Source organism: Streptomyces sp. NPDC085931 (assembly GCF_044540565.1).
Classification (GTDB): domain Bacteria; phylum Actinomycetota; class Actinomycetes; order Streptomycetales; family Streptomycetaceae; genus Streptomyces.
Window position 1 is genome coordinate 18360 of record NZ_JBITSK010000025.1, and the last position, 13359, is coordinate 31718.

Consider the following 13359-nt stretch of genomic DNA (forward strand, 5'->3'; position numbering starts at 1 on the left):
TCAGTCGCAAGTCCCGCCGGGGCGGGAAGACCTGGGGCCTGCACGCCGTGCTGGTCGTCGTCGGCGCGGTCATGGCCGTGCCCCTGCTCTACGCCGCGCTCTCCGGCTTCAAGTCCACCGACGAACTCTCCCGCAACCCCGTGGGACTGCCCGAGTCGTGGGTGACGTCCAACTACACCGGGATCCTCGCCACGGGGGACTTCTGGCGGCTGATCGGGAACAGCACGCTGATCGCGGTGGGCACGACCGTGCTCGTCGTCGCGGTCTCGGCGCTGTCGGCGTTCTCGTTCGCGCGGTTCGCCTTCCGTGGCAGGGAGTTGCTGTTCACGCTGTTCACCATGGGGCTGATGTTCCCGTTCGCGGTCGCGGCCCTGCCGCTGTTCCTGCTGCTGCGGTCCCTGGGGCTGCTCGACAACCCGCTCGGCGTGATCCTCCCGCAGGCGGCGTTCGGGCTGCCGATGACCATCATCATCCTGCGCGGCTTCTTCCGGCAGATACCCGGCGAGCTGGAGGAGGCGGCCACGCTCGACGGCTGCGGCCCGCTCGGCTTCTTCTGGCGGGTGCTGCTGCCGATGGCGCGGCCCGCGCTCGGCACCGTCTCCGTGCTCGCCGTCGTCACCAGCTGGAACAACTTCTTCCTGCCCCTGCTGGTGTTCACCGACGCGCAGTGGTGGACGCTGCCGATCGGCGTGCAGCAGTTCCAGGGGCAGTACTCCGCGGACTACGCCAAGGTCTTCGCCTACCTGGTCCTGGCCATGGTCCCCGCCCTCGCCTTCTACTCGGTCGCCGAGCGCCAGCTCGTCGGCGGCCTCACCGCAGGCGCCACGAAGGGCTGACGCGCCGCGGACGTACGGCTCTGCCCACCTACCTGTCGTGAGGAGTCGCACCATGCGCAAGAACCGTCTCAGACTCGCCGGCGCCGTCGCCGTGTTCCTGGTGACCGCCGGGCTGGGGGCCGGCTCGCCCGCCCAGGCGAGTGACGGGCCGGCGAGTGACGGGCCGGCGAGTGACCGGCGGGTGAGCGGCCGGCAGGTGAGTGACCCGCAGGCCGGTGACCGGCAGCCCACCCTCGCCGACCTGGCCCAGCGCCACGGGCGCTACTTCGGCAGCGCCACCGACAACCCCGAGCTCACCGACGGGCCGTACACGGCCCTGCTCGGCAGCGAGTTCGACCAGATCACGCCCGGTAACGGGATGAAGTGGTACGCGACCGAACCCGAGCAGGGCGTGTTCGACTTCTCCCAGGGCGACGAGATCGTGAACCTGGCCCGGGCCAACCGGCAGAAGGTGCGCGGCCACACCCTGGTCTGGCACAGCCAGCTGCCCGGGTGGCTCACCGAGCGGGAGTGGACCGCCCCGGAACTGAGGGCCGTGCTGAAGAAGCACGTCCAGACGGAGGTACGGCACTACCGGGGCAAGGTCTTCGCGTGGGACGTCGTCAACGAGGCGTTCAACGAGGACGGGACGTACCGCGAGTCGGTGTTCTACAAGACACTCGGCCCGGGCTACATAGCCGACGCGCTGCGCTGGGCGCACCAGGCCGATCCGCGGGTGAAGCTGTACCTCAACGACTACAACATCGAGGGGATCGGCCCGAAGAGCGACGCCTACTACCGGCTGGCGAAGGAACTGAAGGCGCAGGGCGTCCCGCTGCACGGCATCGGCCTGCAGGCCCATCTGGCCCTCCAGTACGGCTATCCCACGACCCTGGAGGACAACCTCCGCCGCTTCTCCCGGCTGGGTCTCGACACCGCCCTCACCGAGGTCGACGTCCGCATGCAGTTGCCGGCGACCGAGGAGAAGCTGGCCCAGCAGGCGGAGTGGTACCGAGACCTGACCGAGGCGTGCCTGGCCGTGCGCCGCTGCGTGGGCGTCACCCTCTGGGACTACACCGACAAGTACTCGTGGATCCCCGCGTTCTTCCCGGGGGAGGGCGCGGCCCTGCCGTGGGACGAGCAGTTGCAGCCGAAGCCGGCGTACTTCGCGCTGCGCCAGGCGCTGGCACGCAGGTAGCCGGGAGGTGGGACCGGGGCCCGCAGCGCCCGCCGTCCCCGGCTGGCCCGGTTGCGGTCCCGGTCCCGCCCGGTCCCGCCCGGTGCCACCCCGGGGGCGCGGGCGGGCGCGGGGCAGGGCGTGGGCCAGGGTTTCCCGGTTCGGGCGGGTGGGTCAGGGCCGGGACGGCGGCGAGGCCGTGCTCGACCGGGCCACCAGGCCGGTGCCCAGCTCCACCCGGGGGGCGCCCGGTTCCTCGTCGCGGGCGAGGCGGAGCACCGTACGGCGGCCAGTCGGCCCATGTCCTTCAGGGGCTGGCGGATCGTCGTCAGCGGCGGGGCCGACCAGCGGACCTCCGGGAGGTCGTCGAAACCCACCACGCTCATGTCCTGTGGCACCCGCAGCCCGCGCCGCAGCGTCTCGATGGCGCCGAGGGCGCCGAGGGCCATCCGGTCGCAGGCCGCGAACACCGCCGTCGGCGGCTCGGGCAGGCCGAGCAGGGTCTTGCAGGCGGTGAAGCCGGACTCGGGACGGAAGTCGCCGGGGACGACGAGGGACGCGTCGGGGGCGATGCCGGCGCCTTCCAGGGCCGCCCGGTAGCCGTCCAGCCGGGCCCGGGAGCACAGCAGCCGCGGCGGCCCGGCGATCAGGGCGATCCGCCGGTGCCCGAGGGACAGCAGGTGCTCGGTGGCCGCCGGGCCGCCCGGCCGGTTCGCGGCGCCGATGGTGGGGGCGTCCAGGGCGGGGGAGCCCGCCGGGTCGACGACCACCAGCGGCACGCTGAGAAGTGCAACTCCTCGTGGTTCGTCGGCTCCAGTGCCGAGGTGAGGAGGACGACGCCCTTGGAGGCCCCGGCCCGCAGGTTGCGCATCCATGCGCGCGTCCCCCGACCGGCCGTGGTGGGCCCAGACCACCGTGCCGGCCCCGGCCGCGTGCGCGACCTTCTCGACCTAGCGGATGATCTCCACGGCCCATGGGCTGTCGAGATCGTGGAAGACCAGGTCGAGCAGGGCCGCCCGGGTGCCCGGGGCGGTGGGGTGCCTGCGGTAGCCGTGCCGGCGCAGCAGGTCCTCGACGCGGGCCCGGGGCTGCGGTGCGACGTCGGAGCGGCCGTTGACCACACGGGACACGGTCGGCACGGACACGCCGGCCCGCCGCGCGATCTCCCGCCCGCCGCGCGATCTCCGTGATCGTGACTCTGCCCCGGCGTCCGCCTCACGTGCCGGCACTACCCCCACCCCCGGTCGACGGTGATCGCGAAAGTGCCGGAAGTTTTCCCGACCACGGGCGTGCGGGGAAGCCGAGCGGGACCGGGAACACCGTGTCGCCGCCGGTGACGAGGAGTGATCGGGCCCGGACACGCGTCGGGGCCGGTGCGCGGCGTTTCCCGCGTCCGGCCCCTCATGTCTGCGGGCGGGGTCGGGCCCGCCCCGGCGCCCTCAGGCCGCCGTCATCACCTGGCTGCCCGAGAGCGGGCGGTGCGGGGCGATGATCCTGCCGTCCGGCAGGATCTCACCGGTGTCCTCGAAGAGCAGCACGCCGTTGCACAGCAGGCTCCAGCCCTGCTCCGGGTGGTGCGCCACGAGTCGGGCGGAGTCCCGGTCGGCGGAGTCGGCTGACGGGCACGGTGTCTGGTGCTGGCACATGGGTGGGATCTTTCGCTCTGTCGTGGTGGACGAGGTGAGGGAGTTCGTTGAGTCGGTTGTCGTGTCTGTTCCGCGGCTAGAAGTGTCGTTCATGGCCGCCCCCCGTTGTGATAAGTCGTCGGAACCCAGTGTTGCCCCACGGGCGTCGATCCGCAGGGATTTCGCCGCACCGCTTCTCACAGGTTCATGACGCATCACCCGCGCGGACGGTTCATCCCAACTGGACTGTCACTTCGGGTGGTTCGCACTGGCCGAATGGGGCTAGTCCGGTCGGGCCCCGTACTCCGTCCGGCTCGTACGAGCCGTTCGATGCTCGTAGGAGCGATCGCCTGCGCGGGGAAAGACCGACCCCGACGCCGGGAATGCGGCGACGGGGTCGGTGGGGCGGGCCCGGCGGCGGGCTTCAGGCGGGTGAGCCGAGAAGCCGGGTGGAGGTCGCGCGGTGGGTCAGCACCGGCAGGAGTTCGGCGACGCGGTGCGGGCGGTGGGCCGCGATGCCGGGAGGCGCGGGCGCCAGCGGGACGAGCAGGTCGGTCGCGGCGGGGTGGCCGGCGGCACCGTCCGCGGCGCTGTCCTCGTGGAGCCAGAGCGTCAGCATGTAGAGGCTGGGCACCGACAGCAGACGGGGCTGGTACGGCTGCGGCATCGTCTCGGCCTGGCGCAGGGCGCGTTCCGTCGAGGTGATGTACGGGCCCTCGAAGAAGTGCGAGAAGGCCCAGCCGTCGGGCGTGAGCATGGTCTCCGCCGCGGCCACGGCCCGGTCGCCGCAGCGGATCAGGAAACGCCACCCGGCCAGCCGGGTGGCGGAGACGCCCTCGGCGGTGACCCGGTCGAGGACGTGGACGGGCAGGGGGAGCTCGGGAGTCGCGGGCCCCTGGCTGCGGAGGAGGGCGGGAGTTCGGGCTTCACGGACCGCGGTGGGAGAGGAGAGCGCAGTCAGGACGGAACGGAGTGCGGGCGCGGGAGCCGGAGGGACATGCAGCGGCATGGTGGGTCGCCTCACATTCAAAGGCACGGTGGCGCGAGGGCGGGGGCGGACGGCGCTGTCAGCTCACGAGGGTCAGAGAGGCAGGGGCCAGGGTCGTGAACGAGAGGGGGGTGGGGTCCGCCGAACGTCGCCTCGGCGGCAGGGCCCGTCGACCGTGGGCGCCAACCTTCTGCCTTGTTCGCGGAGTTTATACGACACGGGTTCAGACTGTGTTTCGCCTAGCCGTTTCCGGTGAGTAGAACAAGGGTACATTCGGTCGGCGATACGCGAGAATTATCCCGATTCCCGGTGGTGGTGTGCGGCCATGACCTCGGGTAATGCCCGCGGACCGGTCGGCCCATTCTCGTCGGCGTTTTTCACGAGTTCGCCGGGCCCCGAAACCTGTCCTGCGCGGCATGCCGGGTGAATGTGCCACCGGTCACAGAGGACCAGCGTAGCGGTCGGCGAGCCCGTCCGGGACGTTATCGATCGCTTTCGCTGGGCATCCTCCACCTGACCGGGACGCCGACGGCCGGATCCCGGCCGGCATCATCCATGAGGAGGGACACGTCGATGGGCGAGAAGGTCGTGGCAGGGCGGTTCGACCTGTCCGATCGCCAGCGCTACCGCGACAAGCTCCGTCAGTGTCTGACGGGCTTGGAGCGACTCCTGGCGGAGAAGCGGTTCGATCGCCCGAAGAACCTCATGGGGCTCGAGATCGAATTGAATCTGGCCGGTGCCGACGGCATGCCGAAAATGTTGAACGGGCAAGTCCTGGAGCGGATCGCGAGTCGTGATTTCCAAACAGAACTCGCCATGTTCAACCTGGAAGTGAACATCCCGCCCCACCCGTTGGGGGGCCGGGTATTCGACCGGTTGGCGGAAGAACTCCGTACGTCTCTGGCATATGCCGACCGGAAAGCCGGAGAGGTCGACGCGGGAATCGTGATGATCGGTATCCTGCCGACCCTCGACCGGGACGACCTGGTGTCGTCGAACCTCTCCGACGTCGACCGCTACACGCTCCTCAACGACCAGATCGTGGCCGCCCGGGGCGAGGAGTTCACCCTCGACATCGACGGCGTCGAGCACCTCAGCTGCACCTCGAAGTCGATCGCCCCGGAGGCCGCCTGCACCTCCGTGCAGCTGCACCTGCAGGTCACGCCGGGCCGGTTCGCCGACGTGTGGAACGCGGCCCAGGCGGTCGCCGCCGCGCAGATCGCCGTCGGAGCCAACTCGCCCTTCCTGTTCGGCCGGGAGCTGTGGCGCGAGTCGCGGCCCCCGCTGTTCCAGCAGTCGACCGACACCCGCCCGCCCGAGTTGCAGGCCCAGGGCGTCCGCCCGCGCACCTGGTTCGGCGAGCGCTGGGTGGAGTCGGCCTACGACCTGTTCGAGGAGAACCTGCGCTACTACCCGGCGCTGCTGCCGATCTGCGACGACGAGGACCCGCTCGAGGTGATCGACCGGGGCGGCACCCCCACCCTCTCGGAGCTCGTGCTGCACAACGGCACCATCTACCGCTGGAACCGGCCCGTCTACGACGTCGCCGACGGCGTGCCGCACCTGCGCGTGGAGAACCGCGTCCTGCCCGCCGGGCCCACCGTCATCGACGTCGTCGCCAACGCCGCCTTCTACTACGGGGTCGTCCGCGCCCTCGCCGAGGAGGCCCGGCCGGTGTGGACCCGGCTGCCCTTCGAGGCGGCCGCGGCCAACTTCGACGCGGCGTGCAAGGACGGCATTGAGGCCCGCTTCACCTGGCCCCGGCGCGGCCGGTACGGCGGCACCACCGAGGTGGACGCGGTCAACCTGGTCCGGGACGAGCTGCTGCCGCTCGCCGAGGCCGGGCTGGACGCCTGGGGTGTCGAGCCGGCCGACCGCGACCTGTACCTGGGCGTGATCGAGGAGCGCTGCCGGCGCCGGACGAACGGGGCGACCTGGCAGGCCGCGACCTTCCACAAGGCCCTCGACGCCGGTCTCGGCCGCGAGGAGGCGCTGGCCGCCACGACCCGCCGCTACCGCGAGCTGATGCACCAGGGCGACCCGGTGCACAGCTGGCCGGTGGGGCTGCCGGAGCCGGTGTCGCTGGGCTGACGCGCCTGCGGGCCGGTGAACCCCTGCCGCCATACTGATCCGACAGGTCGGTGAAGTGGAGGCAGGGGTGCAGGCGCAGGCGAGCCCGGCGGACGGTCCCATTCCCCAGCAGGGGCTCTCGCGGCGGACGCTGCGCAACGAGACGCTGCTGGTCCTCGCGCTGTCGCTGGGCGCGAGCGGGGTCTCCGCGCTGATCAGCTTCATCGGGTCGGTGACCAGGCCCGGCGGGCTGAAGGACCAGGCGGCCACGATGAACGCCTCGGCCGCGCCCGGCCGCCCCTGGCTCGACCTCGCCTGGCAGCTGTTCGGCATCGCCACGGCCCTGGTGCCCGTGGCGCTCGTCGCGCACTTCCTGCTGCGCGAGCGGGCGAGCCTGCGCACGATCGGCTTCGACCGCACCCGCCCCTGGCCCGACCTCGGTCGCGGGGCCGTGATCGCGGCGGTCATCGGCAGCACGGGCATCGCGTTCTATCTGGCGGCGCGCGGACTCGGGTTCAACCTCACGGTGGTGCCGGAGGCGCTGCCGGACGTGTGGTGGAAGTACCCGGTGCTGATCCTCTCCGCGATCCAGAACGCCGTGCTGGAGGAGGTGATCGTCGTCGGCTACCTGCTGCGCCGCATGGACCAGCTGGGCTGGACGCCGACGGCCGCGCTGGTGGGCAGTTCCGTCCTGCGCGGCTCGTACCACCTCTACCAGGGCATCGGCGGGTTCGTCGGGAACATGGTCATGGGCGTCGTCTTCGTCCATCTCTACCGCCGGTGGGGCCGGGTCGGCCCGCTGGTGGTGGCCCACTCGCTGCTCGACATCGGGGCGTTCGTGGGGTACGGGCTGCTGGCGGGCAAGGTGGGGTGGCTGCCGACGGCATGAGACACCGGCGAGGGGGCGTACGACAGCGTCGTACGCCCCCTCGGCCCGTTCTCAGGCCAGGAGTTCGCCGTCGATGACCGTGACGGCTCGCCCGGTCAGCAGGGTGCGGTCGCCGCGCAGCTCCGTGCGGACGCGGCCCGAGCGGGACGAGGCCTGCAGACCGGTCAGGGCCGGGCGGCCGAGGCGCTCGGACCAGAACGGTGCCAGCGCGGTGTGCGCGCTGCCGGTGACGGGATCCTCGTCGATGCCGACGTTCGGGAAGAAGCAGCGCGAGACGTAGTCGTAGCCGCGCCCCAGGTCCTCGGCGCGGGCGGTGGCGATGACACCGCGCCCGGAGTGGGCGGCGAGGGCCCCGAAGTCCGGGGCGAGGGCGTGGACCGTCTTCTCGTCGGCCACCTCGACCAGCAGATCACCGACGTCGGGGCCGGTGTCGCAGACCGTGAGCGGCTCCGTGCCGAGTGCCCGGGACAGACCGTCCGGTGGGTCGACCCGGGTGAGCGGGGCCGTCGGGAAGTCCAGCGTGAGGGAACCGTCGTCCGCCGGTGTGGCGACCAGGACACCGCTGCGGGTGGCGAAGCGCACCGGGCCCGCGTGGCCGCCGGTGGTGTGCAGGACGTGTGCGGTGGCCAGGGTCGCGTGGCCGCACAGCGCGACCTCGGTGACCGGTGTGAACCAGCGCAGCGCCCAGTCGGCCTCGCCGCCCGGCGGGAGGGGATGGGCGAAGGCCGTCTCGGCGTGGTTGACCTCCAGGGCGACGTGCTGCAGCCAGGTGTCGTCCGGGAAGGCGTCCGCGCCCTCCAGGAGCAGGACACCGGCCGGGTTGCCGGAGAAGGGGCGATCGGTGAAGGCGTCGACGATTCGGATCCGCATGTCCCGAAGCTAGAGGCTGCGTGAAGCCGCAGGCCAAGGCCAATTCCCGGGTCCTGGACCCATTCCGCGCGGCCGGGGGCGGCACATCTCGGCGGATCGGGCCTTGCCGACCGAGCACTACCGATATATCGTTGAAGCATCGCGACAGATCAACGATGGAATGGAGTGGTTGCGATGCGTACCCATGGATTCGAGCACGGCCACGGTCACGGCGGACCGCGTCACGGCCGGGGCGGTTTCGAGAGTCTGCGTGCTGCCTTCGGGCCCTTCGGCCCCGGCGGCCCCAACTGGGGAGGGCCCGCAGGCCCTGGCTTCGGGCCCGGCCCCTGGGGCGGCCGAGGGCGCGGCGGGCCGAGGGGAAGGGCGCGGCGCGGTGATGTCCGGGCCTCGATCCTGGCCCTGCTGAAGGACCGGCCGATGCACGGCTACGAGATGATCCAGGAGATCGCCGAGCGCAGCGGCGGGGCGTGGAAGCCGAGCCCCGGCTCGGTGTACCCCACCCTGCAACTGCTGGAGGACGAGGGCCTGATCATCAGTGAGTCCGAGGGCGGCAAGAAGCTGTTCTCGCTCACCGAGGCGGGCCGTACCGCCGCCGACGAGGGCCCCGAAGCGCCCTGGGAGGAGGCCTCCCGCGGGGTCGACTGGGAAGCCCTGGGCGAGATCCGGCAGGCCGGCTTCGGCCTGATGGAGGCCTTCGGCCAGGTCTGGAAGACCGGCAGCAAGGAGCAGCGGGAGAAGGCGCTCGGCGTCATCAACGAAGCCCGCAAGAAGCTGTACCTCATCCTCGCCGACGAGGACTGAGACCCCGCCGGCCCGCCGCCCGCCGCTCGTGCGACGCGCCCCGCGGGCAGGCGCGGACAGGCGCCCCCGGAACACTCCGGGGGCGCTTCGGCGTGCCGCCGCGCCGCGCGGCCGGGGTGTCACGGCGAGGGCCTCGGCGTTCGGCGAGGGAACGCCTGATGTCCTCCGTAAGGAGGAGATTCCGGCCGGCGGTGTCCACTTCCCGTGGGACGCCAAGATGCTTCCCGCCGAGGATGCCCCGGGACCGCGGTGCTGATGGGGTAGGGGATGTGCAATCCCGTATCCCCCGGCAGTCGGCCCCTGAGCACGGCACCCACCGCGCGGACAACGATGCCGGGCTCAGTGACGAACTGGCCTCGGTGGTCGGCGGTGCCCGCCGCAGGGCGGTCCGGGACGGGGACCGGCAGGTCGACACCGCCCATCTGCTCCACTCGCTGCTGGAGTCCGACCCCGAGACCCGGGCCGTCGTCGGGGACGGGCCGCAGCTCGCGCGGCTCCTCGGCTACCTCGTGCAGCGCAGCATCGGCTACGGCCTGCGCTGGCAGAGCGGCGTCGAGGACTCGGGATCCGTCGCCGTGGTCAGCGGGAGCACCGGCTACTCACCGCTGGCGGCGGCCGCGATGAAGGACGCCTGCGCACGTGCCGCCGGACGCGAGGGACCGGCCCGCGGCACCGACCTGCTCGCGGCGATCCTCGCCGACCCGCAGGCCCGCGCGGTCGAGGTGCTCGCACGGGCCGGGATCGACCCGCGCGCGGTGCTCGCCCGCCTCGACGACCGGTCCGGCGTGAACCAGGAGTGCGGCGAAGCCGGTCGGTGAGCGCCCTCGCGGAGGCGGCGCGGCCGTCCAGGCAGTGAGACAGGTGCCATAGAGGATGACGCTCCTGTCATCGCCTGTCATCATGTGCCGGTGCCTACGTCTGACAGCAGTCCGAGCGCGCGCGGCAGGGGAGCGGGCCTGAGCCTGGCGCTCCTGTCCGCGGTCGCCTTCGGCGGATCCGGTGTCGCGGCCAAGCCGCTGATCGAAGCGGGGCTGGACCCGCTGCACGTGGTGTGGCTGCGGGTGGCCGGGGCGGCCCTGGTGATGCTGCCGCTCGCGGTGCGCCACCGCGGGCTGCTGCGCCGCCGCCCCGGACTGCTGGCCGGCTTCGGGCTGCTGGCGGTCGCGGGCGTCCAGGCCTGCTACTTCGCGGCGCTCTCCCGGATCCCCGTCGGGGTGGCCCTGCTCATCGAGTACCTGGCGCCCGCGCTGGTGCTGGGCTGGGTGCGGTTCGTGCAGCGGCGGCCCGTGACGCGTGCCGCCGCGGTCGGTGTGGTGCTCGCCGTGGGCGGTCTCGCGTGTGTCGTGGAGGTCTGGTCGGGGCTGCGCTTCGACGCCCTGGGACTGCTGCTCGCGCTCGGCGCGGCCTGCTGCCAGGTCGGCTACTTCGTCCTGTCCGACCAGGGCAGCGACGCCGGCGACGAGGCACCCGACCCGCTCGGCGTCATCGCCTACGGCCTGCTCGTCGGCGCCGCCGTGCTCACCGTCGTCGCCCGGCCCTGGGGCATGGACTGGTCCGTGCTGGGCGGCACCGCGCGCATGGACGGCACACCCGTCGCCGCCGTGGTGCTGCTCGGCTGGATCGTCCTCGTCGCCACGGTCGTCGCGTACGTCACCGGCGTGATCTCCGTACGGCGGCTCTCCCCGCAGGTCGCCGGGGTCGTGGCCTGTCTCGAAGCGGTCATCGCCACGGTCCTGGCCTGGGTGCTGCTGGGCGAGCACCTCTCCGCTCCGCAGCTCGCCGGCGGAGTGATCGTCCTGGTGGGCGCGTTCATCGCCCAGTCCTCGACGCCCGCGAAGGGCTCCGGGCAGCCGGTGGCGAGCGGCGGCCCGGAAAGGGAATTGTCCCGGCGCGGAACCAGCGCATAGGGTGGCGATCATGCCTTCGAACGCACTCGTTCTTCCGCCTCCGGCCGCCTGAGGCGGGCCCTCCGGAATCCGTGCCCGGCGCATGTGCCGCCGGGCCGAACGGTGCTGCCCGCAGACGAAGTCCGCGGACCCCGCTGATCACGACCGATCCGGGGCCCTTCCCGAACTTCCGCGCACCCGCGCCGCCCTCCGGGCGCCGCGTGCCGTGCGCGTCTGCGGAGAGAACACGTGTCGCACACTGCCTCCGGCCTGCCCCTCGGGCGAGGCCTTCTCTATCTGATCGTCGCCGGTGTCGCCTGGGGCACCGCGGGCGCGGCCGCCTCCCTGGTCTACCGGGCCAGCGACCTGGGGCCCGTCGCCCTCTCGTTCTGGCGCTGTGCCGCCGGTCTGGTGCTGCTGCTCGCCGTGCGCCTGCTGCGCCCGCGCACCAGAACCGCCGAGCGCGAGCCGCTCGGCCGGCGGGCCGTGCGGGCCGGGGTCACCGGGATCGGGCTCGCGGTCTTCCAGACGGCCTACTTCGCGGCCGTCGCCGCGACGGGCCTCGCCGTCGCCACCGTCGTGACCCTGGGCGCCGGGCCCGTGCTCATCGCGCTCGGCGCGCGCCTGACCCTGGCCGAACGCCTGGGCCGGGGCGGGGCGGCCGCCGTCGCGGGCGCCCTCGCCGGGCTCGGCGTCCTCGTCCTGGGCGGCGGCGGCGCGACCGTACGCCCCTCGGGCGTGCTGCTGGCACTGCTGTCGGCGGCCGGGTACAGCGTGATGACGCTGCTCACCCGGCGGTGGGGCCGGGACGGCGCGGCCGACTCCTCCCGGACGACCGTCGAGGCGTTCGCGGTGACGAGCCTGTGCCTGCTGCCTTTCGCGCTCACCGAGGGGCTGCTGCCGCACACCGCCGAGCCCGGGCGGCTGCTGGTCCTGCTGGCGTACGTGGCCGCCGTGCCCACCGCCCTCGCCTACGGCCTGTACTTCGCGGGCGCGGCCGTCGTCCGGTCCGCCACCGTGTCGGTCGTCATGCTGCTGGAACCGGTCAGCGCGGCCGTACTCGCCGTCGTCCTGCTCGGTGAGCGGCTGACGCCGGCGACGGTGGCCGGCACCCTGTTGCTGCTGGGGTCGGTGGCGGGACTCGCCGTGGGGGAGGCGCGGACGCGCGGGGAGCGGGTGGTGGCCGTCCGGCGGCGGCCCCGGGCTGCCGCCGACTGGTCGCGCAGTTCCCCGCGCCCCTAGGTCGTGTCCGTAAAGTCCCGTCGTCCGCCCGGAGGGCGGGCCCTGCGGCGTCTGGTGCGTGCTCTCGGCGCGCCGGGCGGAGTCCCGCGTACTGGACGTACTTGGGGCTTCGCTCGGTGCGGCGAGAGTGCGTGCCAGGCGTCGCGGGGCAGGCGGGACTTTACGGACACGGCCTGAGGCCTGTCGTGTGGATCACGCCGCAGACGCGTGGTCCGGCACGCGCATCTGCGGCGTCACTTTCCTACGACCTGATTCAAACGACAGGCCCCAGGAGTCACCTGCCGCTGAGGTAGCCGGGAAGTGCCGTGTCGGGGGCCAGCGCGGGGTCCGGGATCGGGGTGCCGTAGGTGGTCCGGACCGGGACGACTCCCGCCCAGTGGGGGAGGGCGAGGTCCTCGGGCTCGTCGTTCACGCCGCCGGTGCGGAGCTTGGCGGAGACCTCGTCCAGCTCCAGGCGGAGCACGGCCGTCGCGGCGAGCTCCTTCTTGTCGGCCGGCCGGGAGTCGGCGGAGCGGCCCGCGACGACGTGGTCGACCAGGGCGTCCAGCGCGCGGCGCTTCTCCTCCGGGTCGGTCACGTCGCGGGCGACGCCGTGCACCACCACCGAGCGGTAGTTGATCGAGTGGTGGAAGGCCGAGCGGGCCAGGACCAGACCGTCGACGTGGGTGACGGTCAAGCAGACCGGCAGCCCCGGGTCGGCCTGGCCGGCCGCCCGCAGCGGGCGCGAGCCCGTCGAGCCGTGCACGTACAGCGTCTCGCCCACCCGGGCGTACAGCGTAGGCAGCACGACGGGCGCGCCGTCGCGGACGAAGCCGAGGTGGCAGACGTAGGCCTCGTCGAGTATCGCGTGCACCAGCTCCCGGTCGTAGGAGGCCCGGTCGGCGGAGCGCGTGGGGACGGTGCGGTCGGTGGGCGTGTAGGCGGTCGCGGGCTGCGACGGCGTCCGGCTGGTCCCCTGCATGGCACTCCTTATTGCACTAGTGCATAATGTGTTTT

At 72.7% G+C, this 13359-nt stretch carries 12 protein-coding genes and 1 pseudogene; 8 read left to right on the plus strand and 5 right to left on the minus strand.

What is annotated here, in order from left to right; genetic code table 11:
• The first annotated feature begins 71 nt into the window (after positions 1–71).
• Positions 72–836: a carbohydrate ABC transporter permease gene (locus tag ACIGAN_RS34580; protein ID WP_399863481.1), complete on the plus strand. Its 765-nt coding sequence runs from the start codon at positions 72–74 to the stop codon at positions 834–836.
• A 52-nt stretch (positions 837–888) separates the two neighbouring features.
• A complete protein-coding gene (locus ACIGAN_RS34585) occupies positions 889–2013 on the plus strand; it encodes an endo-1,4-beta-xylanase (RefSeq protein WP_399863415.1) in 1125 nt (374 codons plus the stop codon).
• 153 nt (positions 2014–2166) lie between these two features.
• Here the strand turns inward: ACIGAN_RS34585 and ACIGAN_RS34590 are convergent.
• The 3 genes and pseudogenes from ACIGAN_RS34590 to ACIGAN_RS34600 form a co-directional block, all read right to left on the minus strand.
• A pseudogene (locus tag ACIGAN_RS34590) lies at positions 2167–3155 on the minus strand (LacI family DNA-binding transcriptional regulator).
• Positions 3156–3431: 276 nt separating this feature from the next.
• A complete protein-coding gene (locus ACIGAN_RS34595; protein ID WP_365099362.1) occupies positions 3432–3638 on the minus strand; it encodes a DUF5999 family protein in 207 nt (68 codons plus the stop codon).
• Between the two features lie 403 nt (positions 3639–4041).
• On the minus strand, positions 4042–4626 hold the full coding sequence (locus ACIGAN_RS34600) for a hypothetical protein (protein ID WP_365742083.1): 585 nt from the start codon (positions 4624–4626) through the stop codon (positions 4042–4044).
• 552 nt (positions 4627–5178) lie between these two features.
• Here ACIGAN_RS34600 and ACIGAN_RS34605 point away from each other — a divergent pair.
• Together ACIGAN_RS34605 and ACIGAN_RS34610 are read left to right on the plus strand one after the other, a co-directional pair.
• Entirely contained in the window at positions 5179–6696 is a 1518-nt protein-coding gene (locus ACIGAN_RS34605; RefSeq protein WP_365742081.1) for a glutamate-cysteine ligase family protein, read from the plus strand.
• 67 nt (positions 6697–6763) lie between these two features.
• A complete protein-coding gene (locus ACIGAN_RS34610) occupies positions 6764–7564 on the plus strand; it encodes a CPBP family intramembrane glutamic endopeptidase (protein ID WP_399863419.1) in 801 nt (266 codons plus the stop codon).
• A gap of 51 nt (positions 7565–7615) precedes the next feature.
• Here ACIGAN_RS34610 and ACIGAN_RS34615 read toward each other — a convergent pair whose 3' ends face one another.
• Positions 7616–8434, minus strand: a complete 819-nt coding sequence (locus ACIGAN_RS34615; RefSeq protein ID WP_399863421.1) for a PhzF family phenazine biosynthesis protein — start codon at positions 8432–8434, stop codon at positions 7616–7618.
• A gap of 174 nt (positions 8435–8608) precedes the next feature.
• On the opposite strand from ACIGAN_RS34615, the gene ACIGAN_RS34620 reads away from it, so the two are divergent.
• The 4 genes from ACIGAN_RS34620 to ACIGAN_RS34635 all read left to right on the plus strand — a co-directional run bounded on the left by ACIGAN_RS34620 (position 8609) and on the right by ACIGAN_RS34635 (position 12363).
• Positions 8609–9235: a PadR family transcriptional regulator gene (locus ACIGAN_RS34620; protein ID WP_365099224.1), complete on the plus strand. Its 627-nt coding sequence runs from the start codon at positions 8609–8611 to the stop codon at positions 9233–9235.
• 269 nt (positions 9236–9504) lie between these two features.
• The gene (locus tag ACIGAN_RS34625) at positions 9505–10053 is read left to right on the plus strand and encodes a Clp protease N-terminal domain-containing protein (RefSeq protein WP_365742079.1); all 549 of its coding nucleotides are present in this window, start codon (positions 9505–9507) and stop codon (positions 10051–10053) included.
• 84 nt (positions 10054–10137) lie between these two features.
• A complete protein-coding gene (locus ACIGAN_RS34630) occupies positions 10138–11142 on the plus strand; it encodes an EamA family transporter (RefSeq protein WP_365742077.1) in 1005 nt (334 codons plus the stop codon).
• Between the two features lie 228 nt (positions 11143–11370).
• Complete coding sequence (locus ACIGAN_RS34635) at positions 11371–12363, plus strand: DMT family transporter (protein WP_399863424.1); 993 nt, start codon at positions 11371–11373, stop codon at positions 12361–12363.
• Positions 12364–12637: 274 nt separating this feature from the next.
• Here ACIGAN_RS34635 and ACIGAN_RS34640 read toward each other — a convergent pair whose 3' ends face one another.
• The gene (locus ACIGAN_RS34640; protein ID WP_399863426.1) at positions 12638–13324 is read right to left on the minus strand and encodes a pyridoxamine 5'-phosphate oxidase family protein; all 687 of its coding nucleotides are present in this window, start codon (positions 13322–13324) and stop codon (positions 12638–12640) included.
• Positions 13325–13359 lie beyond the last annotated feature (35 nt).

Coding starts and splice junctions, on each gene's coding strand:
- ACIGAN_RS34595 (WP_365099362.1), bottom strand. CDS start 3,638: ATGTGCCAGCACCAGACACCGTGCCCGTCAGCCGACTCCGCCGACCGG.
- ACIGAN_RS34605 (WP_365742081.1), top strand. CDS start 5,179: ATGGGCGAGAAGGTCGTGGCAGGGCGGTTCGACCTGTCCGATCGCCAG.
- ACIGAN_RS34640 (WP_399863426.1), bottom strand. CDS start 13,324: ATGCAGGGGACCAGCCGGACGCCGTCGCAGCCCGCGACCGCCTACACG.
- ACIGAN_RS34580 (WP_399863481.1), top strand. CDS start 72: ATGGCCGTGCCCCTGCTCTACGCCGCGCTCTCCGGCTTCAAGTCCACC.
- ACIGAN_RS34615 (WP_399863421.1), bottom strand. CDS start 8,434: ATGCGGATCCGAATCGTCGACGCCTTCACCGATCGCCCCTTCTCCGGC.
- ACIGAN_RS34585 (WP_399863415.1), top strand. CDS start 889: ATGCGCAAGAACCGTCTCAGACTCGCCGGCGCCGTCGCCGTGTTCCTG.
- ACIGAN_RS34620 (WP_365099224.1), top strand. CDS start 8,609: ATGCGTACCCATGGATTCGAGCACGGCCACGGTCACGGCGGACCGCGT.
- ACIGAN_RS34600 (WP_365742083.1), bottom strand. CDS start 4,626: ATGCCGCTGCATGTCCCTCCGGCTCCCGCGCCCGCACTCCGTTCCGTC.